The sequence below is a fragment of the Xanthomonas populi genome, assembly GCF_002940065.1.
Classification (GTDB): Bacteria; Pseudomonadota; Gammaproteobacteria; order Xanthomonadales; family Xanthomonadaceae; genus Xanthomonas; species Xanthomonas populi.
This window is the reverse complement of sequence record NZ_MDEJ01000058.1, coordinates 1-24,763: the sequence shown is the minus strand read 5'-3', so window position 1 is coordinate 24,763 and position 24,763 is coordinate 1. Positions and strand designations below refer to the sequence as shown.

At 63.7% G+C, this 24,763-nt stretch carries 17 protein-coding genes, 4 tRNA genes, 2 other RNA genes and 3 pseudogenes; 10 read left to right on the top strand and 16 right to left on the bottom strand.

Annotation, left to right across the window (positions count from 1 at the left end; all coding sequences use genetic code 11):
• The 5 genes and pseudogenes from XpopCFBP1817_RS11130 to XpopCFBP1817_RS11110 all read right to left on the bottom strand — a co-directional run.
• Nucleotides 1-674: pseudogene (locus XpopCFBP1817_RS11130) on the bottom strand (IS30 family transposase); the annotation flags it as partial.
• A gap of 602 nt (nucleotides 675-1,276) precedes the next feature.
• Nucleotides 1,277-1,352 (bottom strand) — tRNA-Lys (locus XpopCFBP1817_RS11125).
• Between the two features lie 83 nt (nucleotides 1,353-1,435).
• A tRNA-His gene (locus XpopCFBP1817_RS11120) sits at nucleotides 1,436-1,512 on the bottom strand.
• Nucleotides 1,513-1,552: 40 nt separating this feature from the next.
• Nucleotides 1,553-1,629: transfer RNA gene (locus tag XpopCFBP1817_RS11115), tRNA-Arg, on the bottom strand.
• A gap of 42 nt (nucleotides 1,630-1,671) precedes the next feature.
• Nucleotides 1,672-1,748, bottom strand: a tRNA-Pro gene (locus tag XpopCFBP1817_RS11110).
• A gap of 152 nt (nucleotides 1,749-1,900) precedes the next feature.
• On the opposite strand from XpopCFBP1817_RS11110, the gene XpopCFBP1817_RS11105 reads away from it, so the two are divergent.
• The gene (locus XpopCFBP1817_RS11105) at nucleotides 1,901-2,662 is read left to right on the top strand and encodes a Bax inhibitor-1/YccA family protein (protein WP_128417181.1); all 762 of its coding nucleotides are present in this window, start codon (nucleotides 1,901-1,903) and stop codon (nucleotides 2,660-2,662) included.
• 106 nt (nucleotides 2,663-2,768) lie between these two features.
• Here XpopCFBP1817_RS11105 and XpopCFBP1817_RS11100 read toward each other — a convergent pair whose 3' ends face one another.
• The 3 genes and pseudogenes from XpopCFBP1817_RS11100 to grxC form a co-directional block, all read right to left on the bottom strand.
• Nucleotides 2,769-3,776, bottom strand: coding sequence for an isocitrate dehydrogenase (locus XpopCFBP1817_RS11100; RefSeq protein WP_128417180.1), 1,008 nt, complete (start codon nucleotides 3,774-3,776; stop codon nucleotides 2,769-2,771).
• A gap of 194 nt (nucleotides 3,777-3,970) precedes the next feature.
• Nucleotides 3,971-4,366, bottom strand: a pseudogene (locus XpopCFBP1817_RS11095) (carboxymuconolactone decarboxylase family protein).
• A complete protein-coding gene (gene grxC / locus XpopCFBP1817_RS11090) occupies nucleotides 4,363-4,671 on the bottom strand; it encodes a glutaredoxin 3 (protein ID WP_167393909.1) in 309 nt (102 codons plus the stop codon). Before grxC ends, XpopCFBP1817_RS11095 begins: the two are co-directional and overlap by 4 nt.
• Before the next feature lie 150 nt (nucleotides 4,672-4,821).
• Here grxC and XpopCFBP1817_RS11085 point away from each other — a divergent pair, with 150 nt between their 5' ends.
• The 4 genes from XpopCFBP1817_RS11085 to ppk1 all read left to right on the top strand — a co-directional run bounded on the left by XpopCFBP1817_RS11085 (nucleotide 4,822) and on the right by ppk1 (nucleotide 10,996).
• Nucleotides 4,822-6,468: a M48 family metalloprotease gene (locus tag XpopCFBP1817_RS11085; protein ID WP_128417178.1), complete on the top strand. Its 1,647-nt coding sequence runs from the start codon at nucleotides 4,822-4,824 to the stop codon at nucleotides 6,466-6,468.
• 194 nt (nucleotides 6,469-6,662) lie between these two features.
• Nucleotides 6,663-7,352, top strand: a complete 690-nt coding sequence (gene phoB, locus XpopCFBP1817_RS11080) for a phosphate regulon transcriptional regulator PhoB (protein ID WP_128417177.1) — start codon at nucleotides 6,663-6,665, stop codon at nucleotides 7,350-7,352.
• Nucleotides 7,353-7,431: 79 nt separating this feature from the next.
• Entirely contained in the window at nucleotides 7,432-8,760 is a 1,329-nt protein-coding gene (gene phoR / locus XpopCFBP1817_RS11075; RefSeq protein WP_167393908.1) for a phosphate regulon sensor histidine kinase PhoR, read from the top strand.
• A gap of 121 nt (nucleotides 8,761-8,881) precedes the next feature.
• A complete protein-coding gene (gene ppk1 / locus XpopCFBP1817_RS11070) occupies nucleotides 8,882-10,996 on the top strand; it encodes a polyphosphate kinase 1 (RefSeq protein ID WP_128417182.1) in 2,115 nt (704 codons plus the stop codon).
• On the opposite strand, the gene XpopCFBP1817_RS11065 is transcribed toward ppk1, so the two are convergent.
• Nucleotides 10,991-11,065: non-coding RNA, sX9 sRNA (locus tag XpopCFBP1817_RS11065), on the bottom strand. The genes ppk1 and XpopCFBP1817_RS11065 overlap by 6 nt on opposite strands.
• A 95-nt stretch (nucleotides 11,066-11,160) precedes the next feature.
• On the opposite strand from XpopCFBP1817_RS11065, the gene ppx reads away from it, so the two are divergent.
• The 5 genes from ppx (at nucleotide 11,161) to XpopCFBP1817_RS11040 (ending at nucleotide 16,196) form a co-directional block, all read left to right on the top strand.
• Nucleotides 11,161-12,681, top strand: coding sequence for an exopolyphosphatase (gene ppx / locus XpopCFBP1817_RS11060; protein ID WP_208619605.1), 1,521 nt, complete (start codon nucleotides 11,161-11,163; stop codon nucleotides 12,679-12,681).
• A 215-nt stretch (nucleotides 12,682-12,896) separates the two neighbouring features.
• On the top strand, nucleotides 12,897-14,033 hold the full coding sequence (locus XpopCFBP1817_RS11055) for a glycosyltransferase family 4 protein (protein WP_128417174.1): 1,137 nt from the start codon (nucleotides 12,897-12,899) through the stop codon (nucleotides 14,031-14,033).
• Entirely contained in the window at nucleotides 14,014-14,559 is a 546-nt protein-coding gene (locus XpopCFBP1817_RS11050) for a phosphatase PAP2 family protein (RefSeq protein WP_128417173.1), read from the top strand. The genes XpopCFBP1817_RS11055 and XpopCFBP1817_RS11050 overlap by 20 nt, the downstream gene beginning before the upstream one ends.
• 755 nt (nucleotides 14,560-15,314) lie before the next feature.
• Nucleotides 15,315-16,058 (top strand): UDP-2,3-diacylglucosamine diphosphatase, encoded by a 744-nt coding sequence (gene lpxH / locus XpopCFBP1817_RS11045; RefSeq protein ID WP_128417172.1) that lies wholly within the window; start codon nucleotides 15,315-15,317, stop codon nucleotides 16,056-16,058.
• 61 nt (nucleotides 16,059-16,119) lie between these two features.
• Nucleotides 16,120-16,196: non-coding RNA, sX9 sRNA (locus tag XpopCFBP1817_RS11040), on the top strand.
• 104 nt (nucleotides 16,197-16,300) lie between these two features.
• Here the strand turns inward: XpopCFBP1817_RS11040 and XpopCFBP1817_RS11035 are convergent.
• From XpopCFBP1817_RS11035 to folC, 7 genes and pseudogenes are all read right to left on the bottom strand, one after another.
• Nucleotides 16,301-16,720, bottom strand: coding sequence for a hypothetical protein (locus tag XpopCFBP1817_RS11035; protein ID WP_128417171.1), 420 nt, complete (start codon nucleotides 16,718-16,720; stop codon nucleotides 16,301-16,303).
• A gap of 136 nt (nucleotides 16,721-16,856) precedes the next feature.
• A pseudogene (locus XpopCFBP1817_RS11030) lies at nucleotides 16,857-18,107 on the bottom strand (zinc-dependent metalloprotease).
• A gap of 432 nt (nucleotides 18,108-18,539) precedes the next feature.
• Nucleotides 18,540-19,343, bottom strand: coding sequence for a ferritin-like domain-containing protein (locus XpopCFBP1817_RS11025; protein WP_128417170.1), 804 nt, complete (start codon nucleotides 19,341-19,343; stop codon nucleotides 18,540-18,542).
• Between the two features lie 293 nt (nucleotides 19,344-19,636).
• A complete protein-coding gene (gene purF / locus XpopCFBP1817_RS11020) occupies nucleotides 19,637-21,103 on the bottom strand; it encodes an amidophosphoribosyltransferase (RefSeq protein ID WP_128417169.1) in 1,467 nt (488 codons plus the stop codon).
• Between the two features lie 30 nt (nucleotides 21,104-21,133).
• On the bottom strand, nucleotides 21,134-21,880 hold the full coding sequence (locus tag XpopCFBP1817_RS11015) for a CvpA family protein (protein WP_128417168.1): 747 nt from the start codon (nucleotides 21,878-21,880) through the stop codon (nucleotides 21,134-21,136).
• 226 nt (nucleotides 21,881-22,106) lie between these two features.
• Nucleotides 22,107-23,159, bottom strand: coding sequence for an SPOR domain-containing protein (locus XpopCFBP1817_RS11010; protein ID WP_128417167.1), 1,053 nt, complete (start codon nucleotides 23,157-23,159; stop codon nucleotides 22,107-22,109).
• 68 nt (nucleotides 23,160-23,227) lie between these two features.
• Nucleotides 23,228-24,511, bottom strand: a complete 1,284-nt coding sequence (folC, locus tag XpopCFBP1817_RS11005) for a bifunctional tetrahydrofolate synthase/dihydrofolate synthase (RefSeq protein ID WP_128417166.1) — start codon at nucleotides 24,509-24,511, stop codon at nucleotides 23,228-23,230.
• Between the last annotated feature and the right edge of the window lie 252 nt (nucleotides 24,512-24,763).

Genomic DNA, 24,763 nt, shown 5'->3' with positions numbered 1-24,763 from the left:
AGGCGGGCGCGGTGAGAGATGCCCCGTACACACGTTGTATGGCCGGCGAATCCAACGCTGATTCGCAACGCTGTTGAGGACCTCCTCGGAGAAGACTTCGAGGGAGGTTTTGAAGCCGGGTATCTTGCGCCAACGATTGAAGAGCCGCTGCTTGATCCATCGCAGGTGCGCATCGGCGATGGGGCTGAAATCGTCTGTCGTGGCAAGTACTGGCGGGTCAACCCGTTGGCATTTTCGTTGCTGCCTGGCTGCCATGCGCAGGACGGATCTGCAAAATAGAAATCACTCTGCACGCAGGCGGCCATGAGCTGATGATCGGCGCACTGGTTGCCGTTGTCGGCGGTGAGGATGTGCCCTGTATGGCGGAGGCCACCCAGCCGCTGGACGATGGCCTTGCGCACGTTCTCGGCGGTGCCGTCAGGCGAGCGAACCAGCAGATGCAGGCGACTGCGGGGTTCGGTCATGCTGACAACCACGGCCTTTGCGTGTGAGGCCCGGATGGTATCCAGCGCGCAGTCGCCGATGCGGCTTCGCTGCTCCACCACCCTTGGGCGCTGTGTCCAGCTGCGTCGCTGTGTCAGCTGCCCGCGGCCATCGCGCACGCCCCGTCGGCGCCGCTTGCGGCGAGGTGTGCGTCGATGCGTGAACAACCGACCGCCGCGCTTTTGGTCGGCAACGCATGCAGACGGTAACGTTCCGGAAGATCCAGGCGGCTGGATGACATACGCAACGCCACTTGTGCGGTGAAGTCGCTCAGGTCAGGTCGCCTGGATCACTTCACACCCGTTGGTGGTGCGAATCAGAGTTGAAGCCGCCTTTAAAAAAATAGCCGAAATTGAGCTAAGGATTCTCTGATTAACCACTTGCGCGAAGCTTAACTTATTGATTTGACTGAGCCGCATGGCGGCGATGCATGGGTTAATCAGACCTTCCCTAACCCGCTGTCAGCCACAACTTTTCACTAATCCCTGCCGGCCTCCGATATCATCAGCCCCGGATTCTAAACCCGAGCGTTACTCAGAAGGGGAGGACGTCGTCCGACGCCAGCCGACAGATGATTTGAAGCTCAATAACGGCTGCAAGCACACGGCCAGCTGCGCGCTTAGCGCTCTTTTGGGCGGTGCGATTCTAGAGAAGCACCAAGACGGCGGAGGTCACTGACAAGGCCGTCCACTCAACGCCACTTTTCGGTACCTGAACCATGATCGGATCGGCACGCAATTTTCCCGGCACATGGAAAAACAGCCACTTCGCTGCGCTAAGTGGCTGTTTTATTTGGTGGGCCGTCAAGGATTCGAACCTTGGACCTATTGATTAAGAGTCAACTGCTCTACCAACTGAGCTAACGGCCCTGAAACTGGTCGCACATTGTATGTGCTTTTTTGCGTCGTTGCAACACCGGCGATGCATCGGGCCCAACATTTCCTGCAATCAGTGGGGTGGCTGAGGGGACTCGAACCCCCGACATCTGGAATCACAATCCAGTACTCTAACCAGCTGAGCTACAGCCACCACTGAAAACCTACCTACTTACTTCCTACCGCACCGCCGATGGCGCGCCCGACAGGACTCGAACCTGTAACCGCCGGCTTAGAAGGCCGGTGCTCTATCCGGTTGAGCTACGGGCGCCCGGACCGAACGTTGCATTCCCACGCCGCACGAAGCTCGGAATGGTCGGGGTAGAGGGATTCGAACCCCCGACATCCTGCTCCCAAAGCAGGCGCGCTACCAGACTGCGCTATACCCCGGCGGGGCCTTTCAATCCCGAAGGCTGGAAAGGCCGGCTATTTTGGGAACGATTGGCCTCGCTGTCAATCACTCTGCGTAAATTCACCGATCCGGTATCCTCGCAACCACGCTCACCACCATGGCGAGCACCAACATTTCATGGAGAACACGTATGCGTAGCGGCAACCCTGCCCTTCGGGAATCCACGTTCCTCGACCTCGGCTCCGGCTCGGTCGTCACCCGCGACGGTCGGGCGATGACGCTCAATGGCACCGTCAACAAGACCGGCGCGCTGTTGTTGATGGCTGTGCTCACTGCTGCTTTCGCTTGGTCGCAGTCAGTCGGCGCAGACGGCATGCCGTTGCCTGCGGCCAAGCTGTACATGATCGCCGGCGCGATCGGCGGACTGGTGTTCGCGCTGGCGACCAGCTTCAAGCCGACCTGGGCACCGATCACCGCGCCGCTGTATGCGCTGGTGGAAGGCTTCTTCCTGGGCTCGATTTCGGCGGTGTACGAAGCACGCTTCAACGGCATCGTGTTCCAGGCGGTGCTGCTGACCTTCGGCACGATGTTCGCCCTGCTGTTCGCCTATCGCAGTGGGCTGATCAAGGCCACTGAGAACTTCAAGCTGGGCGTGGTTGCGGCCACCGGCGGAATTGCACTGGTGTACTTGGCAACCATCGTGCTGGGCTTTTTCGGCGTGCGGATTCCCTTCATCCACGACTCGGGCCTGATCGGCATCGGCTTCAGCATGCTTGTGGTGGTCATTGCGGCGCTGAACCTGGTGCTGGATTTCGACTTCATTGAAACCGGTGTGGAACAGGGCGCTCCCAAGCACATGGAGTGGTACGGCGCATTTGGCCTGATGGTGACGCTGGTGTGGCTGTACATCGAGTTCTTGCGGTTGCTGTCGAAGCTGCAGTCGCGCAATTAAGCGGGGAATGGGGAATCGTATGAGCGGATCACTTGCCCGTTCTGGTTTGGAGCAAAAAGAAAGGGCGCCTAGGCGCCCTTTCTTGTTTCGCAGTTCGCTTGGATGTTTAGACGCGGCTGGCGATGGCTTTGGCGAAGCCCATGGTGTTGCCGGTGCCGCCCAGGTCGGGGGTCAGCGAGTCCTTGGATTCCAGGGTGGCCACGATGGCTTCGCGCAGGCGCTCGGCGTTCTGCGGCTGACCGATGTGGTCCAGCATCTGCGCGGCACCCAGCAGCAGCGCGCACGGATTGGCCTTGCCCTGCCCCGCGATGTCCGGCGCCGAGCCGTGTACGGCCTCAAAGATCGCCGCATCCAGACCGATGTTGGCACCCGGAGCCAGGCCCAGGCCGCCGACCAGACCGGCACACAGGTCGGAGAGGATGTCGCCAAACAGGTTGGTGGTCACGATGATGTCGAACTGTTCCGGGCGCATCACCAGCTGCATGCAGGTGTTGTCGACGATCATTTCCTGGAATTCGATTTCCGGGTACAACGCCGCGACCTCACGCGCCACCTTCAGGAACAGGCCCGAGGTCGACTTGATGATGTTGGCCTTGTGCACCGCGGTGACCTTCTTGCGGCCGGTGGCGCGCGCCAGGTCGAAGGCGTAGCGCACGATGCGCTCGGAGCCCTTGCGGGTGACCTTGGCCATCGACACTGCGGTCTCGCCGTCGGCCGACACTTCCTGGCCTTCGCTCAGGTAGGCGCCTTCGGTGTTTTCACGCACCGTGATCAGGTCAACGCCATCGGCGAAGCGCGACTTGGTGTTGGGGAACGACTTGGCCGGACGCACGTTGGCGTAAAGGTCGAACTTGCGACGCATGGCGACATTGATCGAGCTGAAGCCTTCGCCGACCGGCGTGGTCAGCGGGCTCTTGAGGGCGACTTTATTATTGCTGATCGAGGCCAGGGTGGACTCGGGCAGCAGATCGCCGTGTTTCTCCAGCGCGACCAAGCCGGCGTCGGCGTACTCGTAGGTCAGGCCAGCTTGCAGCGCGTCGAGCACGAACAGCGTGGCATCCATGATCTCCGGGCCAATACCGTCGCCGCGGATGACCGTGATTGTCTGCGTCATAACGTTGGGTTTCCGAACTTGAAGGGGGGGAGCGCCAACCGGAAACCCGGCATACCGGCGCAAGGAGGTTTCACCGACAATTATGCCCGATGCCGGTGAAGGCGCCCAAACCGACCTTGGTCGAAGAGCGGCGCACAACCGCCGCAACGCGCCGCCTCGCAGGGCAGCGCGTTGGAGCGCCGGATTTGCGCCAGTTAGTCGTGCGGGTGCTGCGCCGGCGCCTGGCCGCCGTCTTCGAGCTGGTCGAGAAAATCCACCGCGCGGCGCAGATGCGGGATGACGATGGAACCGCCGACCACCAGGCCGACCGAGACGGTTTCGAAGAACTGTTCGCGGGTCACGCCAGCCTCTTTGCATTGCGCGACGTGATAGCTGATGCAGTCATCGCAACGCAGCACCAACGAAGCGACCAGGCCGAGCAGCTCCTTGGTTTTGACGTCCAGCGCGCCGGCCTGATAGGTCTGCGTGTCCAGCGCGAAGAAGCGGCGCACCACCTGGTTGGGCTAGGCCAGGATGCGTTGATTCATGCGCTGGCGGAATTCGGTGAACTCGCGCAGACGGTCTCCGCTGCCGCCGTCGTTCTCACTCATGTCTGGCCGCCTGTGGCGCCGGCCAACAACGGTTCGAGCTTGCCGGCGCGGTGCATGGCCATCATGTCGTCGTAGCCGCCCACGTGGACGTCGCCGACGAAGATCTGCGGCACGCTGGTGCGCTTGGCCAGCGCAACCATCTTGTTACGCTCGGCCGGGTCCAGGTCGATGCGCACCTCTGTCCAGGTCCGGCCTTTGCTCTTGAGGAAGTTCTTGGCCGCCACGCAGTACGGGCAGATCGCAGAGGAATACAGGGTGATCTGCGGGCCGGTGGCCGCATCCTGCACGTTAGGGTCTTGGCTCACTGGAAACTCCGTGGTTTGTCTGAAGCTCTGACACATGGGACCGGCCGACTGGAATTTCCATGTCGTCACCGCAACACTATGGATTAACTGTCGATTCACGCCATTGCGCCGTGCTGCCCGCATGCTCCGCGCACTACCTGGGAGTTCCACTTGCGCCTGCTACCGCTCGCCACCGCCCTCACACTGGCCGTTGCCATGGGTGTGGCACCTGCGCAGGAAAGCCGCCTGCCCGATATCGGCTCGTCTGCCGGCGAGTTGCTGACCCCGGCGCGCCAGGCCGAATACGGCAAGATGATGCTGGCCGAGTTGCGCAACTACGACTACGTGCTGGACGACCCGCTGATCAGCGATTGGCTGCAGACCATGGGCACCCGGCTGGGCGCCAACAGCGACCAGCCGCAGCAGCCGTTTACGGTTTTCATGCTGAGCGACCGCCAGATCAATGCGTTCGCCACCTTGGGCGGCTACATCGCGGTCAATGCCGGGCTGGTGTTGACTGCCGAGCGCGAGGACGAAGTGGCTGCGGTGCTGTCGCACGAAATCGCCCACGTCACCCAGCAGCATGTGCTGCGCGGGGTGGAGCGGGCGCAGCGCGATCAGATCCCGATCCTGCTCGGCATGCTGGCAGCGGTGGTCGCTGCGCAACAGGCCGGCGGCAATTCCAAGGGCGATGCCACCATGGCCGGCATCACCAGTGCGATGGGGCTGATGCAGCAGCGCCAGATCGACTACACCCGCTCCAATGAATCCGAAGCCGACCGGCTGGGCATCCGCACGCTGGTGCGCAGCGGCTACGACGTGGATGCGATGGCCGGCTTCTTCGAGCGCATGTCGGTGGCGATGCGTGCCAACGAGGGCGGTTACAGCGCGCCGGATTTCCTGCAGACCCACCCGGTCACCGTCACCCGTATCAGCGAGGCCAAGGCGCGCGCCGAACAGATGAAGAAGAACACTGTGGTGCTGACCACCTCGGTGCCGAGCGGAACGCGCCAGGAGCGCGTGAATCTCTCTGACCCGTCGCTGTCGGAGCCAGTGAGCCGCACCGGCAACGCGATTCTTCCGTATGCGCTGCGGTTGCCGGTGGACGCGCTCAGCCGGGGCGGCCAACAACAAGGCTTCGATTGGGCCAAGGAGCGCCTGCGCGTGCTCAGCGCGACCACGCCGGATGCGGCCATCCGCGAATACGAAACCCTGCGCCGCAGCGCCAAGAACGGCCTGACCGACGCGCAGCGCTACGGGCAGGCACTGGCGCGCTTGCGCAACAGCGGCGGGCGGCCGAGCGAGCCTGTGGCCCAACTGGCCAGCCTGCTGGAGGCGCATCCGGATAATTTATGGCTGACGCTGGGCCTGAGCGAGGCGCAGGCGCGGGTAGGCCAGCGCGAGGTGGCCACTGCACGTTTCGATGGGCTGCTGAAGCAGTTACCGAACAACCGCGCGGTGGCGCTGACCTATGCAGGCGCGCTCAACGAGCAGGCGACCGAGACATCCGGCCAGCGTGCGCGTCAGGTGCTGGAACCCCTGCTTTATCGCAACAGCGACGACGCCTTGTTACAGCAGACCTACGCGCGCGCCTGCGAACTGTCCGGCGACCAGCTGCGCGCCAGCGAGGCCTATGCCGAGTCCGCGTACTTGAACGGCCGCGCCGAGCAGGCGCTGATCCAGCTGGAGGCGCTGAAAAAGAAAGATCTCGATTATGTGACACGTGCGCGGGTGGATGCACGCATTGCCGCGATCACGCCCACCGTGCTGGAACTGCGGCGCCAGGGCATCCGCGACCCGGATCTGTCGACGCGTTAGTGCATTTCATGCGGTGCGGCGGTTTCACTTTCGGGATGACACATGGTGCGCTCGACGCTGCAATGTCTGCTTGTCTTCTCGCGGCACAGCCCGCTTGGCGGCGTTGCAAACGACGTAACACGCCCGCCATGTCACATTAGAGTCACAAAACCGTAGTCTACTGGCGACCATCAAAGCCAGACGGTAAGCCCCGCGTGCAGAAACGCATTCTGATCGTCGACGACGAACCCGCAATCCGCGACATGGTGGCGTTCGCGCTGCGCAAAGGCGAGTTCGAACCCATCCATGCTGGCGATGCCCGCGAGGCGCAGACCGCCATCGCCGACCGTGTGCCGGATCTGATTTTGCTGGACTGGATGTTGCCAGGCACCAGCGGGCTGGACCTGGCGCGGCGCTGGCGCAAGGAATCGCTGACCCGCGAGATTCCGATCATCATGCTGACCGCGCGCGGCGAAGAGAACGACCGCGTCGGCGGCCTGGAAGCCGGGGTCGACGATTACGTGGTCAAGCCGTTCTCGGCGCGCGAGTTGCTGGCGCGCATCCGTGCGGTAATGCGCCGCACCCGCGAGGACGACGAAGACGGTAGCGTGGCCGTGGGTCGGCTGCGTATCGATGGCGCCGCGCACCGGGTGTTCGCCGGCGACACGCCGGTGCCGATCGGCCCGACCGAATACCGCTTGCTGCACTTTTTCATGACCCATCCCGAGCGCGTCTATACGCGCACCCAGTTGCTGGATCATGTCTGGGGTGGCAGCGTGTACGTGGAAGAACGCACCATCGATGTGCATATCCGCCGCCTGCGCAAGACGCTGGAACCGTTCGGCCTGGAAAACATGGTGCAGACCGTGCGCGGCTCGGGCTACCGTTTCTCTTCGGCCGCCTGATGCTTGCCGCACAGGCCGGCCCAGCCGCAAACACCGGCCGGGTTGCATGCCTACCTGACGCTCCGTGGTAACGCCTTCCATGCCCCAACATATTCGTTCCGCCTGGTTCAAGACGCTCGGCACACTGGCGCTGTTACTGGGCGCTGCCGTGCTGGCCGGCGTGCTGATCGAGCATGTGTGGATGGCGCTGACGCTGACCGCGCTGGGCGTGCTGGCCTGGCACTACTGGCGGCTGCGGCAGGTGTTGCGGCGGCTCACTGCACGCCAACGTGCCGAACCGGCCGCAGGCGTCGGTGCCTGGAACGAACTGGATCGGCTGCTCTATCGCAGCCAGGCAGAGATGCGCGGGCGCAAGCGTCGCCTGATCGACATGCTGCGCACCTACCGCGCCGCCGCACAGGCCTTGCCCGATGCGGTGGTAGTGGTGGATCGCAACAGCCAGCGCGTGCAGTGGTTCAACAAGGCTGCCGGTGGATTGCTCGGCCTGCATCATCCCGGCGATATGGGCGTGTCGGTGGTGGAGCGACTGCAGCCGTTAGCATTGGCGCATTGGCTGGCCGCCGGTCGCAATGCCGAGCCAATGCTCGATGCCGCCTCGCCGGTCGATCCGGATCTGCGTTTGAATCTGCGCCTGATCCCCTATTCCGACGATTACTGGCTGCTGGTGGCGCGCGATGTCAGCAAGCTGCTGCGGCTGGAGCAGGTGCGCCGCGACTTCGTGGCCAATGTCTCGCACGAGTTGCGCACACCGCTGACGGTGGTGCATGGCTATCTGGACATGCTGGACCCGGAAGACTTTCCCGATTCGGGCCCGATGCTGGCAGAGATGCGCAAGCAATCGCAGCGCATGGCGCAGTTGGTCGAAGATCTGTTGACGCTGTCGCGGCTTGAATCACAGGAAGAACTCGGCGAGGAACACGTGGCGATGGCGCCGATGCTGTCGACCTTGCGCCGCGAAGCCGAAGCGCATAGCCAGGGCCGGCACACGGTGGAAGTGTTCGATGAGGCAGGCGTGGATCTGCTGGGCTCCAACAAGGAACTGCACAGCGCGTTCTCCAACCTGGTCACCAACGCGGTGCGCTATACGCCGGGCGGCGGCACGGTGACCATCCGCTTCGTGCGCGACGGCGATGGCGCTGCCCTGGCGGTGCGCGATACCGGCTACGGCATTCCCGCTTCACACCTGCCGCGCATCACCGAACGGTTCTATCGCGTCTCCAGCAGCCGCTCGCGCGAGAGCGGCGGTACCGGCCTGGGGTTGTCGATCGTCAAACACATTCTGGGGCTGCATCAGTCACGGCTTGAGATTGAAAGCGAAGTCGGGCGCGGCAGCGAATTCTCGTGTCATTTTGTGGCTGCACGCGTCGCGCAGCGCGATCAGTCCCTGCCGCTGTCACGCTCGGCGTGATATGTAGTGGGTGCGCGCCGCAGCGCGGTGCGATGCACCTGCGCAGCGCGCGCCAAGTCGCAGCGCGCTGCATGTTGCGCGCGATAACGGCGCATTCCATTCCGTCTTGATGATCGACTCCATGGGCCACGCCAAACACTCCCACGACACTTTTTCTTCCGAAGAGATCGCCGCCGATCCGTTGCGCGAGCCGTCGCTGTACATCAACCGCGAACTGTCGCAACTGGATTTCAATTTCCGGGTGCTGGCGCAGGCGATGGACGACCAGGTGCCGCTGCTGGAACGGCTGCGTTTCCTGTGCATTTCCTGCACCAACCTGGACGAGTTCTTCGAGATCCGCGCGGCCACCGTGCGGCATGCGCAGGAATTCGGCCTGCCGCCGGCACCGGATGGATTGAGCCCGACGGCCATCCTCAACGCGGTGCACGACCGCGCGGCCAAGTTGGTCGAGCAGCAGTACTACGTGTGGAACGAAGTGCTGCGCCCGGCGATGGAAACGGCCGGCGTGGCAGTGCTTAGCCGCACGGTATGGAATTCGCGCCAGAAACGCTGGCTGCGTGCCTATTTTCGCAACGAGATCATGCCGGTGCTGTCGCCGTTGGGCCTGGACCCGGCGCATCCGTTCCCGAAGATTCTCAACAAGACATTGAACATCGTGGTGGTGCTGGATGGCCAGGATGCGTTCGGCCGCGCCGGCCATCTGGCCATTGTGCGTGCACCGCGCTCGTTGCCGCGCATCATCCAGTTGCCGGCCAGCCTGTCGCCGGACGGAACGCAGAGCTTTGTGTTTTTGTCCTCGGTACTGTCCGAGTTTGTGGATGAGCTGTTTCCGGGCATGCAGGTCAAGGGCTCGTATCAGTTCCGCGTCACCCGCAATTCCGAGTTGGTGGTGGACGAAGAGGAAGTCGAAAACCTGGCGTTGGCATTGCGCGACGAACTGGTCACGCGCGGCTACCGGCCGGCGGTGCGGCTTGAAATCGCCCACGACTGCCCGGCGCCGATCATGCGCACCTTGCTGCAGAACTTCGGCTTGAACGAAAACGCGGTGTATCGCATCGTCGGGCCGGTCAATCTGAGCCGCGTCACCCAGGTCTACGATCTGGTGCAGCGACCCGAACTCAAGTATCCGTTGTTCAATCCGCGCACGTTGCGCGACAACGTCGGCATCTTCGAGATCGTCAACAAGGGCGATGTGCTGTTGCATCACCCCTTCGATGCGTTCACTGCGGTGCTGGATGTGATTCACCAGGCCGCGGTCGACCCGAACGTGCTGGCGATCAAGCAGACCCTGTACCGCACCGGTAAGGACTCGTTGATTGTCGATGCGTTGATTCTGGCCGCGCGCAACGGCAAGGACGTCACTGTGGTGGTGGAGCTGCGCGCACGCTTCGACGAAGAGGCCAACCTGGGCCTGGCCGATAAGCTGCAGGAAGCCGGCGTGCAGGTGGTCTATGGCGTGGTCGGCTTCAAGACGCACGCCAAGATGCTGCTGATCGTGCGACGCGAGGGCCGCAAGCTCAAACGCTACGTGCATCTGGGCACCGGCAATTACCACAGCGGCACCGCGCGTCTGTACACCGACATCAGCCTGATCACCGCGGATGTGGACATCGGCAACGATGTGCACATGCTGTTTCAGCAATTGTCCGGTCTTGCACCGCGCATGAAGCTGGAGCAGTTGCTGCAATCGCCGTTTACGCTGCATACCGGCGTGTTGAAGCGGATCGAACGCGAAACCCGGCTGGCCCGCAATGGTCGCCCGGGGCGCATCATCGCCAAGATGAATGCCCTCAACGAGCCGCAGGTGGTGCGCGCGTTGTATACGGCGTCGCAAGCCGGTGTGCAGATCGATCTGATCGTGCGCGGCGCCTGCACGCTGCGGCCGGGCGTGCCGGGCTTCTCCGACAATATTCGCGTGCGTTCGATCGTGGGGCGCTTTCTGGAGCACAGCCGCGTGTACTGGTTCGGCAACGACGGTGCGGCAGAACTCTATTGCGCCAGCGCCGACTGGCTGGAACGCAACCTGCTGCGGCGCGTGGAAACCTGCTTCCCGATCCTGGACCCGGATCTGGCCAAGCGCGTCTATCGCGAAGTGCTGCAGAATTATCTGGACGACAACGTCAACGCGTGGGAACTGGATGCCGAGGGCGTCTACCACAAGCGCACGCCGGGTCCCGGCGAGCCGGCGCATTCGGCGCAGATGACTTTGCTCGATCGGGTCTGGAAGAGCGGCTGATAAAACGTCACGAGCGGTCGTTAGTTGGTGCCGGCGGCGCAGTGCAGCCGGCTTGTGCAAGTAGTACAAACCACGCCGCCCGCGCCCGCCGACGGTATGCGCAGTTGTTTTGTTGGCACCTCTCACGGGGCCAACCGCCCATCGGCTACCATGCGGCCATGCCAATGCCCTCCCCCACGATCCCGCCCCTGTGCGACGGCGATTTTCTTGCCGCCATCGACTTAGGTTCCAACAGTTTCCACATGGTCATTGCGCGCTACCTGATGGGTCAGCTGCGCGTCGTCGATCGCCTGCGCGAGACCGTGCGCATGGCCGACGGCCTGGATGGCAAAGGTGGCATTTCCAACGAGGCGCGCCAGCGTGCACTGGAATGTCTGGCGCGCTTCGGTCAGCGCATTCGTGAAGTGCCGTCATTGCGCGTGCGCGCGCTGGCCACCAACACGGTGCGTCAGCTACGTTCGCCACAGGCATTTTTAATGCCGGCAGAAACCGCGCTTGGGCATGCGATCGAAGTGGTCAGCGGACGCGAGGAAGCGCGCCTGATCTATCTCGGCGTTGCGCATGCGCAACCGCCCAAACCAGATCAACGCCGGCTGGTGATCGACATCGGCGGCGGCTCGACCGAGTTCATCATCGGCCGCGGTTTTCAGACGCTGGAACGCGAAAGTCTGCAGGCCGGTTGCATCGCCAGCACGCGGCGATTTTTCCCAGGCGGCAAGTTGTCGAAAAAGAAATGGAAGGATGCGCTGACCGAGATCGGCGCCGAGTTCCAGCAGTTCGCCAATCAATACAAGGCGCTGGGCTGGCATGAGGCGATCGGCTCGTCCGGCACCCACAAGGCCATCGGCGAGATCTGTGCGGCGATGAAGCTCACCAAGGGCGCGATCACCGCCGAGGCGCTGCCGGCGCTGCGCGATGAACTGCTCAAGGCCAAGCGCATCGAAGACATTCAACTGCCCGGGCTAGCCGCCGAACGCCGCCCGATTATTGCCGGCGGGATTCTGGTGCTCGAGGCCGCCTTCCAGGCACTGGGGCTGGAGAAGCTGATGGTCAGCAAGGCGGCGATGCGCGAAGGAATCCTCTACGACATGCTCGGCCGTGGCGGCGAGAACGACCCGCGCGACAGCTCGGTGGCCTCGTTGGTGCAGCGCTACGGTATCGACGAAGTGCAGGCGCAGCGTGTGGAAGCCACCGCGTGCCGCTTGTTCGATCAGGTCTGCGAATCCTGGCAGCTGGATGGCGACGACGCGCAGGTATTGCGTCGTGCCGCGCGTTTGCACGAGCTGGGCTTGATCATCGCGCACAGCCAGTACCACGTGCATGGCAGCTACATCCTGGAGCACTCCGATATCGCCGGTTTCTCGCGGCAGGAGCAGCAGGTGCTGGCGTCGCTGGTGCGCACGCATCGGCGCAACGTGCCAAAGACCGCGTTCGAGGCGCTGCCGGATCGTTTGTTGCTACCGACCCGACGCAAGGCCGCATTGTTGCGGCTGGCAGTGCTGCTGCATCGCGCGCACGAGTCCGACCCGATTCCGACCCTGGAACTCACCGCCGATGACACCCGGCTGTCATTGATCCTGTCGCAAAGCTGGATCGACTCGCGCCCGCTGCTGCGCGCCGACCTGATTGGCGAAGTGGAAAGCATGGCCGGGCTGGGGATCGCGTTCAAACCGTTTGTGACCTGAGGCCTTTGGCCTCACGCGGGATTGGGCAATAGGGATTCGGGATTTGTTGACCGCGGCACATGCTGTGTTGCGTGCTTGCCGAAATACGCACAAGGCGCTTTGCGAATCGCCAATCCCGAATTCCCAATCCCGTCGCGCTTGTCACCGCCGCGACTTGTGGGCGCAACATCCATGCCATTGCCCTGCCGGAAGCTAGCGAAAATGGGAGAACGGGCATGCGCTACGCGATCGTTACCGAAACCTACCCCCCCGAAGTCAATGGTGTGGCGTTGACCGTGCATGGCCTGGAAACCGGCCTGCGCGCACGCGGACATCAGGTGGACGTGGTGCGCCCACGTCAGAGCGGCGATACGGAAGCGCCCACTGCACTGCTGGTGCGTGGCGCCTCGCTGCCGCGCTATCCGGGGCTGACATTCGGGCTACCGGCAACACAACGCCTTATCCGTCATTGGCGAGCCACGCAACCGGATGCGATCTATGTGGCCACGGAAGGGCCCTTGGGCTGGTCGGCGATGCGCGCAGCGCGTCGACTCGGCATTCCGGTCGCCACCGGCTTCCATACGCGTTTCGACCAATACCTGCCCGACTACGGCGCCGCCTGGCTGCAAGGCACCGCGTTGCGCTGGATGCGGCGCTTCCACAACCAGGCCGACGCCACGTTGGTGCCCACGCGCGAGCTGCAGCAGTTCCTGCGCGACGGTGGCTTCGAGCGCGTGCAACTGCTGGCGCGCGCAGTGAACAACCAGCAGTTCGATCCGGCGCGACGCGATGACGCACTGCGTGCCGAATGGGGTATCCAAGGCGAAGGCTTCGCTGCGATCTATGTCGGGCGCATCGCCAGCGAAAAAAATCTGCCGCTGGCCATCCATGCCTTCCGCAAGCTGCAGCAGATTCGGCCGGAGGCACGCTTTGTGTGGGTAGGCGATGGTCCGGCCCGCGAAAAGATTGCGCACGAAAATCCCGATTTCATCTTCTGCGGCATCCAACGCGGCGATGCGCTGGCACGCCACTTCGCCAGCGGCAATCTGTTTCTGTTCCCCAGCCGCAGCGAGACCTTCGGCAACGTGACCTTGGAAGCGATGGCCAGCGGTGTGGCCACGGTCGCTTTCGATTACGGCGCAGCACGTGAATATCTGCGCACCGGTCACAGCGGCGCGGCGGTCGATACCGACGAGGCGTTTATCCAGGCCGCTGTCGCACTCACCGACGACGATACGATGCGCCTGCGCATGGGTGCTGCAGCCGCGCAGGCGATGAAGAAGTTGCATCCGGACAAGGTGGTGTCCGACTTCGAAGCCTTGTTGCTGGGCATCACCGCTGCACGGGGGCGTTATGTCGGCAACGCGGCTTGAGGTTCTACGCGGTCACGAAGCGCGTTGGTGCCGACGCGCCAATCACTGGTGCCGGCGCAACCCGGTGCAGCGCGCGTTCGCCACCATCAGCCGGCTCGGCGATGGCGTGTTCTGGTATGGCCTGATGGGCTTGCTGGTGCTGCTCGACGGCATGGACGGTGTGCGCGCATCTGCCCATATGGCGGCCACCGGCGTACTCGCGCTGACCTTCTATAAATCACTCAAACGCTGGACGCGTCGGCCGCGCCCATATGCGGCCGACCTACGTATTCGCGCCTGGGTGGCACCGCTGGACGAGTTCAGTTTCCCTTCCGGCCATACCTTGCACGCGGTGTCCTTCAGCATCGTGGCGCTGGCCTACTATCCGTGGCTGGCACCGTTGCTGGTGCCGTTTTCGGCGGGTGTGGCGCTGTCGCGGGTGGTGTTGGGGCTGCATTACCCGAGCGATGTGCTGGCTGCGACGGCGATCGGGGTGGTGTTGGCGAGTGTGTCGTTGTGGGGATTGCCGGTGTTGTTGGGGTACTGAATCGGGTCCGGTCGAGCCGAGTGATCCACCCAGATAAGTAACGAGTCTCAGCACTCCCTTCTCCCCTCGGGAGAAGGTGCCCCGCAGGGGCGAATGAGAGGACGTGCAAAGCCACGTGCACTCGCCGTAGAAGTTCTCTCGCAAAGGTTGATAAAAAGCCAACGCTCAGCAATTGCGACCTCAGCTTGTGCCTACGCCCCGTACACTCGCCCACCCACTTGTCTCTTGCCGATCTGCCAGATTAGGCGTCGAGAGCCGGCGTGGTCGACCGATAACCCACAGGGCTCGATGCACGCATCGCCCAACAGGTGGCGGCATGCGCCGAGCTGGAGGTGCTGGTCCAGGTCAAGGGCGTTGGCCAGGTGGTGGTGGCGACCCTTACGGCCCAATGACCCGAACTGTGCCGTCTCCACGGCAAAGCCATCGCCAAGCTGGTCGGGGTGGCGCCGCTGGCACGCGACAGCGGCACGCTGCGGGGTGCGCGCTCTCCCGCAGGAAGAGGGGATTTCGCTCGCTGAAAGGATGTGTCGCTTGGCACGATCTGTGATCTTGGCTTCTTATCCTGCAGACGATCGCTGGCATTGGTTTCTTGTCCTGCGCACGACCTCTGACCCTGGGCCTTATAAAAGCGATCACGCAGAACGCGCCCTCATACGCCGAGAAACCTGCCGCATCACGACGGCACGTGTCCGTCTTCAAGCCGCTTATCCCAGCACCCCAGTTCCCGTCCCGCGCTCCCGCCGTACAATGGCGCAATGACGACCCTGTTTATTTCCGACCTGCATCTGGATCCGGCCCGGCCGGCGATTACCGAGTTGTTTCTGGACTTCCTCCGCACGCAGGTGCCCGGTAGCGACGCGCTCTACATCCTCGGGGATCTGTTCGAAGCCTGGATTGGCGATGACACCCCATCGATTGCCGCAGACGCGGTGGCCATCGCGCTGCATGCCGTGGCCGATAGCGGTGTGCCGATGTTGTTCATGGCGGGCAATCGCGACTTTCTGGTTGGCCAGACGTATGCGCAGCGTGCCGGCTTCCGCATCCTGCCCGACCCCACCGTCATCGATCTGTACGGGCATCCGACACTACTGATGCATGGCGATTTACTGTGCACCGACGACACCGCCTACCAGGCATTCCGCGCGCAAACGCGCGACCCAGTGTTTCAGGCGCAATTCCTGGCGCAGCCGCTGGCCGCACGGGTGGCGTTCGCGCAGCAGGCGCGCGCGGCAAGCCAGGCCCATCAATCGGAACTCAAGCAGGGCGATCAATCGCGCTTCGAAACAGTCACCGACGTCGCACCGGCCGAGGTGGAAGCGACCTTCGTGCGTTACGGCGTGGATCGCTTGATCCACGGCCACACCCATCGCCCCGCCGTCCACACGCTGCAGGCCGGCGGCCAGACCTGCACGCGCATCGTGCTGGGCGACTGGTACGAACAAGGCTCGGTGTTGCGTGTGGATGCCGACAGCATCGCGCTGGAGCAGTTGGCGCTTTAGAGCGGCTAACAAAACGACTGCGCTCACCGCCAGGCGGGCGCGGCCGGTGCTCGGAATCGGCATGTACCACTCGTACACTCCGGTTCTGAGCGCGCCGTCCGCACCCACCTGACGACTGCTCGCTACGTTTTTTTAGCCGCTCTTAGTAACGTACCTGGACGCGTTGAAGCCTTGTGCGCAAGCCTGATCGCGCACAAACACACTGCTACGCAACAACACAGACCATCCGCGCTCCAACTGCCTCACTGCACGCTACGTGCATGCTCGGCGTAATCGACAAAATCGGCATTGACCACGTCGTACCAGAGCACCGTCCCATCGGCCTGCACGCGGAAGCGGTCGCGCACCGGGCTGGTCTGCGGGTCGCCTGGGCAGTCATTGCCATGGCGCTCGTGCACGGCGAATTCGAAAGCGTCCGGGGGGGGCGCATCGTCCTGTTCGGACATGATGCCAATGCAGTTGTCTGGATAAAACTGATCGCTCTGCAAGCGCGCTTCCAGCACATGCAGCGCGCGTGCTTTGGCATCGTTGCCGGTGGGCGCTGCGATCACCGCAGCAGCGGGCTTGGGCTGTGAAGGAGCGGGCTCGGCGGGTTGCTGTTTGCAGCCGGCCACCGCAAGTGCGGCCAGGCACAGCGCCGCATAACGTAAGGACTTGGACATAAGTGCTCCGCTCCACAAGACAAGGCCGGCAGTTGCCGACGGTGCGCCTAGTCTGCGCGATCACCGCGCGCGGGTGTAGCGGCAAAAGCCCGGCACATGCAGTGCCGGGCCGACTGCGAGACGATCGACTGCAACCTCAGCGGAAGCTGGCAATCGTGGCCTTGGTGTTGACCAGCACGCGCTGATTGTCGGCGGTGCTGGCATTGCCCATGGGCACGCCGTTGTAACTGATGTTGGGGTTGGACCAGTAGTTCAGGCGCGGGCAACCGCTGGTGCAGTCGTAGGCCATGGTGGTGCGCCAGCTGTTGCCGTAGCGATAGCCATGACCGTAGGCATACGGCGAGGTGCTCGGGTCGGTGGTGGCATCGTGACGCGCGCTCTGCAGATGCCCGATCTCATGCGCAAAGCTGTAGTAGCCGGTCGCGCAATCCCAGTACACCGACGCAAACGCGGTCGCGGCGGTCGAACCAATTCCCGATGCCAGGCCGCAGTAACTGGTGTTGTTCAACACGATCACGCCCACATCGGCGGTAGAGGTGTTGCGGCTGGTATGGATGCTATCCATGTAACCGTCGTTGGTCACGCGGAAGCGCTGCAGGTCGGTGATGAAGTTGCCGGTTTCGCTATAGCTGGTGGTCTCATAACGCGCCAGCTGTAAGGTGATGCCCACGTTGCTGTTGATGTAGCCCTGATTGGCCTCGGATACTGCCAGCTGCACCAGCGCTTGCAGGTTGCCGCCATACGCAGTCACCGCATGATTGGTGACCACCACCAGCACGCGAATGGTGGCCGGGCGCCAGACGATGCGGCGGCAGCGGTGACGCGGCCGTCGCCGGGCATGTCGAACTTGGGCAACAGGCTGTATTCGGCTGGGTGCTCATGCGGCATGCTGCTCGTCCACCTGCACCAGCCCGTGGCGTCCATCGGCGAGCGGACGCAGGCGATACAACTTGCCGGCGTAGCGAATGGTGCCGGTGACGGTGTCGCCGCTGCGCACCAGAATGGCCGAGTTCAACGGATCCACGCCCGACAGCGTGCGTGCACGGGTGCCAGCGCGCGGGCCCAGGTTGCCGTACCACACGCTATCGCCGCCTTCCAACGCATCGACCTTGGCCTGGGTGGCGGTGATGGTCTGGCCGTCCAGTTGCAGTTCCAGCAGTTTTTCCGACGCGGTGACTGCGCCAGCATCGAGCTGGACCACGTGTGCGGTGGCTGTGGACGGTGAGCTCAACAAGCGTTGCAGCGAGGGTTCGGTGGTGGCAGTGGTGGCTGCACTGAGGCTCAACGCAGGACCGGATTGATACAGCGGTCTGCCGGCAGCGGCGGCCGAACCGGCCAGACACATGGCAATCAGACCCACCGTGGTGCACATCGCCTTCGACTTCATCGCCTCTCTCCTTAGACATGGAAGTAACGGATGTGAAACACCGGGCCCCTGCCCCCGGGACGCCATTAGGGCAGGACACATGTTACGTATTGCAAGTTATTACAAACTAAAATTACATTTCTGTGATGTTTAGCATCGAATTGATGCGATTCCGAAGGCGATGCGTGCGGAACCAGCGCGCCTTTTCTCGGTGGACGCGCAAGGTCGCGCACGCTGTGCGCCACGCAAACCCAAGCTCAGCCGCGAAATGGGCGCCCAGGCATCGCGGGACGAGCTAGCGCAACCTGATTCGAAACGCGTGCCTCGCTGCACGGCAATCAAGCGCGATGGACGGCTTCGGGCGCTGACTGGCGTCTCCAGATCTGCGGTTTCCGCTCTCGCAACGATTGATGCCCTTGCAAGAGTCGGCCCGCGCAGACATCCAGCTCCACCTCAGCTAGCCTGTTCCACCAGACTTGCCAGCTCATCCTCATCGAAACCGGCGAGCAGCCGCGCTTGGATATTGAACGGCCCGTGCAGATAGCCGCCGGCGTACTCGCGCAGCAGCGCATTGAAGCGTGCCCGCGGCTCGATGCCGGCTTGCTCGCAATACCAGCGATACGAGCGCGAGCCGGCCGCCACATGCGCGATTTCTTCGCGCAGGATGGTTTCCAGCACCTCGGCGGTGGCGGCATCGCCGAGCGAGCGCAGCTTGACGATCATCGCCGGTGTCACATCCAGGCCACGCGCCTCCAGCACGCGTGGCACCAGGGCCATGCGCGCCAGACCGTCATGCGCGGTTTTCTCGCACATTTCCCACAGGCCGTTATGCGCAGGGAAGTCGCCGTAGTGGTGTTGATGCGCCTGCAATCGCGCACGCAGCAGCATGAAGTGACGCGATTCGTCATCGGCCACTGCAACCCAATCTGCATAGAACGCGTCCGGCAAACCACGAAAGCGGTACACCGCATCCCACGCCAGATCGATGGCGTTGAGTTCGATATGCGCGATGGCGTGGATAAAGGCGGCGCGTCCTTCCGAGGTACCCAATCCACGCCGCGGCACCTCGCGCGGATGCACCAGCACCGGCGTTGCAGGTCGGCCGGGCATGCAGATCGGCGCGGGTGGCGCGGCCTGCGGCGATGGCAACGACAGCGTGCCGGCGCGGAACGCTGCCGCATGCCGCTGGGTCAGCGCGACCTTCTGCAGCGGATCGGCCGCTTGCAGGCAGGCGCGTGCGGCTTGCAAGAGATCCATCGTCACTTCATCGCTCCGTCATTTTGGATTACCGCTGAATCGCCAATGCGCTCCTTATTGCGTGTCGACCAGACACGGCGATCACGACCGCTGCCCAGCCGCCAGGCGTGCGCTCACCACGTTTGGCCTGCCGCTCGAATGACGTATAGATTGTGGAAAGCGTGCTTGCGCGCGACCAAGCGCCGCCAGGGATGCCTCATCGCACAAACTCCCACGAACGACATCATCCAAGCATCAGGCCAACGCAGTGAACACGCGCCGGCAGCGCAACCACACAACACTGCCGCACACCATCAAGCGCGACGCTTGCGCTTGGCTTCGTCCGAACGTAGCTGCTGGATCCGCTGAAAATAGCCCGGCTCGATCCCTGTGATGTACTCGCCGTTGAAGCACGAGGAATCGAACTGCTTGATGTCCGGGTTGCCTTCGCGCACAGCCACTTCCAGGTCTTCCAGATCCTGATATATCAACCAGTCGCAGCCGAGGAATTCCTGGATCTCGTGCTCGCTGCGGCCGTGCGCAATGAGCTCTTCGGCGGCCGGCATGTCGATGCCGTAGATATTGGGGTAACGCACCGGCGGCGCGGCCGAGGCCAGATACACCTTGCGCGCACCGGCATCGCGCGCCATCTGCACGATCTGCCGGCTGGTGGTGCCGCGCACGATCGAATCGTCGACCAGCAAGACCACGCGGTTGCGAAATTCCAGATGGATCGGGTTGAGCTTGCGACGCACCGATTTCTGCCGTTCGCCCTGCCCGGGCATGATGAAGGTACGGCCCACGTAGCGATTCTTGACGAAGCCTTCGCGGTACTTCACACCGAGCACGTTGGACATTTCCAGCGCTACATCGCGCGAGGTGTCCGGGATCGGAATGATGGTGTCGATATCGTGATCCGGGCGCAGACGCAGGGTCTTTTCGCCCAGTTTCAGGCCCATGCGCATGCGCGCCTTGTGCACTGAAATATTGTCGATCATCGAATCGGGACGCGCGAAATACACGTACTCGAAGATGCATGGCGCATGGTCGGTGGGTGCTGCGCAGATTTCCGAAAACAGCTCGCCGCGCGCAGTGATCACCAGCGCCTCACCGGGGCGCACGTCGCGCACGCGCTGATAGCCCAGAATATCCAGCGCCGCCGATTCGGAGGACACGATGTATTCGGTGCCTTCGGCGTGATCGCGCTTGCCCAGCACCAGCGGACGGATGCCGTGCGGGTCGCGGAACGCCACCAGGCCCAGGCCCAGCACCACGCTGACCACCGCATAGCCGCCCTTGCAGCGGCGATGCACGCCGGCCACCGCGCGGATCGCCGCCTCCGGGGTGAGCATGCGCTGCGCGTCCAGCTCGTAGGCGAACACGTTCAGCAGCACTTCGCTGTCCGAATCGGTATTGATGTTGCGGCGGTCTGCTTCGAACACCTGCTGGCGCAAGGCCTCGGTGTTGATCAGGTTGCCGTTGTGCGCCAGCGCGATGCCATAGGGCGAGTTGACGTAAAACGGCTGCGCCTCGTCCATGCCTTCCGAGCCTGCGGTCGGGTAGCGGCAATGCGCGATGCCGACGCGGCCTTCCAGCACCGCCATCTTCTTTTCGTCGAAGACATCGCGCACCAGGCCGTTGGCCTTTTGCACACGCAAACGCGTGCCATCGGCGGTGGCGATGCCTGCGGCGTCCTGCCCACGATGCTGCAGGACGGTCAGGCCGTCATACAGCTGCCCGGCGACGTTCTGGTTGCCGACAATACCGACGATGCCACACATGGTGCGCGTTCTCCGCTGCGGCTTGCGCCGTTACTGTGAAGGTGGCCGTGCCTGGCCTTGAGACTCGACCCGAGCCGGGTCGCTTTCTCCGCCGCGAATCTGCGCCGGATCGATATTGGCCGGCATCGCCTGCGTCGGATCGCGTCCGTCGCTGGCGGCTTGACCGGGTTGCCCAAGCGCACGCGTGATGGTGTCGCTCAGACCGGACCCGGACAGCGCCTTGCCCAGATCCGTATTATTGCCTGCCGAGGGCAACTTCCCCAACTCCGTTGGCAAGTTGCCGAGTTCCATCGATGGCATGTCCATCGACGGCATCCGCCAGGCCGGCAGTTGCGCCCGCATCCAGCCCGCACCCGGCCACAGCATCGGCATCAGCACAGACTGGCGCCAGGACGGCTCGCGCGGCAGCGGGGTGAAACTCATCAGCAGCACCAGCACGCTGGCCAGAAACCCGCCGCGCACCAAGCCCAGACCGAAGCCGAGCATGCGGTCCATGCCGCCGAGCCGCACCGCATCGACGCCGGCACGGATCACCATGCCGATCACCGCCACGGTCACCAACACGCCAACAAAGACCATCGCATAGCCGCCGAACGACTCGGTGGCCGACGGATGCTTGCCCTCGGCCAGCCAGCGCACGGCCGAGCCACCGAACTGAAAGGTCGCCCAGCCCGCCAGCAACCAGGACAGCGTGCCGACCACGATCGCGACAAAGCCGCGTAGCAAGCCCAACAGGGCCGACACCAGAATGATGACGCCCAGTACCATGTCGATCATGGCCAACTTCTCCGCGCGGCGCGCGCGCCGGTGCTGCAACGTGGCTCGGTGTTCATTGCGCTCCCCTCCATGGGTGTGAGGCGATCGGAAACCCGAGAACCACTGGCGACCTGTCGTGAGTGGTTCTCAGGCAAATGCGGATGGCATGCACCAATGTGCAGTGTGAGACGTGGTGCATGCCGCTTTCAGGCACCGACCGCGCCCGCCTGGCGACGGCGCAGCCGTTTTAGGGATGCGGACGCACCATGCCGGAAATGCCGACCTTGGCCGCCACCTGCGCACGCAACTGTTCGGCATCGCCACGATTGGCCACGGGACCGACGCGCACGCGGTTGAGCGCGCCCTTGTCGGTGCGGACCTGTTCGACAAAAGCGCTGAAGCCGGCGGCGCGCACGCGGTCGCGCAAGGCATCGGCGTCTTCGGCGCGGCCAAACGCCCCCAGCTGCACCGCAAAACCAACCGAACTGGCGGCAGGCGCTGTCGGCGCAGCGACGACCGGCTTTGCAGATTCGGGCTTGGCCGGCTCAGCTTTGGCGACGTCCGGCTTGGCCGGCACAGGCTTCGGCGGTTCAGCCGGCTTGGGCGCAGCGGCCACCGGCTTGGCCGGCTCCGGCGACCGGCTTTCGGTCTTGGTCGGCTCGGTGGTGCTAGCGGCAGCCACACTGCTGCTGGGCTTTGCGGCCGGCGCAGGTGCTGGTGTGCTGGCTGCAGGCGCGGCGGCATTGGCATTCAGCGTCACCACCTGCGCGTTCACGTCGCCACGCACCTTCACTGCCTGCAGGCGGGCCGATTCGGCCTGGGCCTGATCAACATACGGCCCCACCCGTACGCGCCATGCCGGGCGGCCGTTGATCTGAGTCTTTTCGCTGAAGCCGGGCAGTTGCGCCTGCTTGAGCCGCGCGATCACCGCATCGGCATCGGCACTGGTGGCGTAAGCACCAAAATTCACCGCGTAGTTGCCGGCGGCCACATCAGGAGCGGATGGCGCGCTGGACGGATTGGCCAGATCAGCCGCATCCGGGTTGTCCTGCACCGCTGCCGGTGCAGTGGCTACACCGCGCATGCCCAGCGCGCCACCGGCCGGCGCATCGCCGGGGGTGACCAGCGGCAATTCGCGGGTTTGGAACTCGCCATTGGCAGGCGTTGCGGGCGCCTCAAGCGGCACGTCGGCCACGCTGTTCGAAGGCGCAGGGCCCTTGACCAGCATCGGCAGGAAGATCACGGCGAGCGCCACCAGAACGATGGCGCCAATCAGTCGCTGTTTCAGAGAAGTATCCACGTAAAGAGACGAGAGGCGGCGTGGCGGGGTGCCGCGGCGATTATAAGGCCGCAGCCAGGCTACCGACCTCAGTGGCCTGAATGAAGTGCGTGCAGCGCGTCGGCGACGGTATGAAACGAGCCCAATACCAGCACGCGGTCGCCCGGTTTGGCCGCCGCGAGTACCGCGCGCAGGGCGCTTGCCACATCGGCATGACACGCTGCCTGTGCTGCGGCAGTGCCTTGCAAGCGGGTCTGCAAGGCCTGCGCCGACTGCCCACGCGCGCCATCCAGCCCGGCTAGCGTCCAGTGGTCGATCTGCGCCGCCACCGCCTCCACCACGCCCAGCACGTCCTTGTCCGCCAGCGCCGCATAGATCGCATGCGTGCTGCCAGCGTGCGCTTGCGCGCCCAGTGCATCGGCCAGCGCGCGTGCGGCCTGCGGGTTGTGGCCAACATCCAGCAGCACCTGCACGCCATCGACATCGATACGCTGCAGGCGCCCGGCCACCTGTGCATTGGTGATGCCCTGCGCCCAGGCGGCATCGGGCAGTTGCACCGGCAATGCCTGCAGCGCGGCGATCGCAGCCGCTGCATTGGCCAGCTGCACCGGCGCGTGCAGGGTTGGCATCGGTAGCTCCAATGTCACCGCAACATCGCGCCAGCGCCATTGCTGCGGCTTGGATTGTTGTGCGTCGATCGGCTCGAAGAAGTAATCGCTACCGGCGCGGATCGCGCTGGCGCCCAGCTGGTAAGCACGCCGCAACACGCTCGACGGCGGGTCGATTTCGCCCAGCACCACCGGTTTCCAGGCGCGGATGATGCCGGCCTTCTCGGTACCGATCGCCTCACGGTCTTCGCCCAGCCAATCGGTGTGGTCGATATCCACGGCGGTGATCACCGCCACATCGGAATCGATGATGTTCACCGCATCCAGGCGCCCGCCCAGGCCGATCTCCAGCACCGCCAGATCCAGCCCGCAGTGCTGCAACAGCCACAGCGCGGCCAGCGTGCCGTACTCGAAATACGTCAGCGCGCTCTCGCCGCGCGCCGCCTCGACCGCTGCGAATGCATCCACAAGTTGCGCATCGCTGACCTCGTCTCCATCGATACGCACGCGCTCGTTGTAGCGCAGCAGATGCGGCGAAGTGTAGGTGCCCACCTTCCAGCCGGCCGCCCGCCCGATCGCCTCGATAAAGGCCACGGTGGAGCCTTTGCCATTGGTGCCGCCGACGACGATGACATGCTTGGCCGGCGAGCCAAGCGCCAAGCGTGAAGCCACTTCGCGCACGCGCTCCAGGCCCATGGCGATGTTCTGCGGATGCTGTTGCTCGATGTAGGCGAGCCAGTCGGAGAGTGTGGTTGGCGTGTTCACGGGGTTATCTGATGTAGTGCGTTGCGGCAAGCATTATCGCGAATGCGTCGCTGATATGGTCAGGCAAGTAATGGCTTGGCCATCTATACGAAAAAGATGCGCGGGCGGGGTTTCATGGCAGATGCCATACCTGTCCACACATAACCCAACGGCGAGGCCAAGACCGAGTCAAGGCCTGAGGTATCCCCACGTTTTTCAGCCCATGACCATCTGGTTGTAGACGTGTTCGGGCAGTGTGCGTAATCGCTCCAG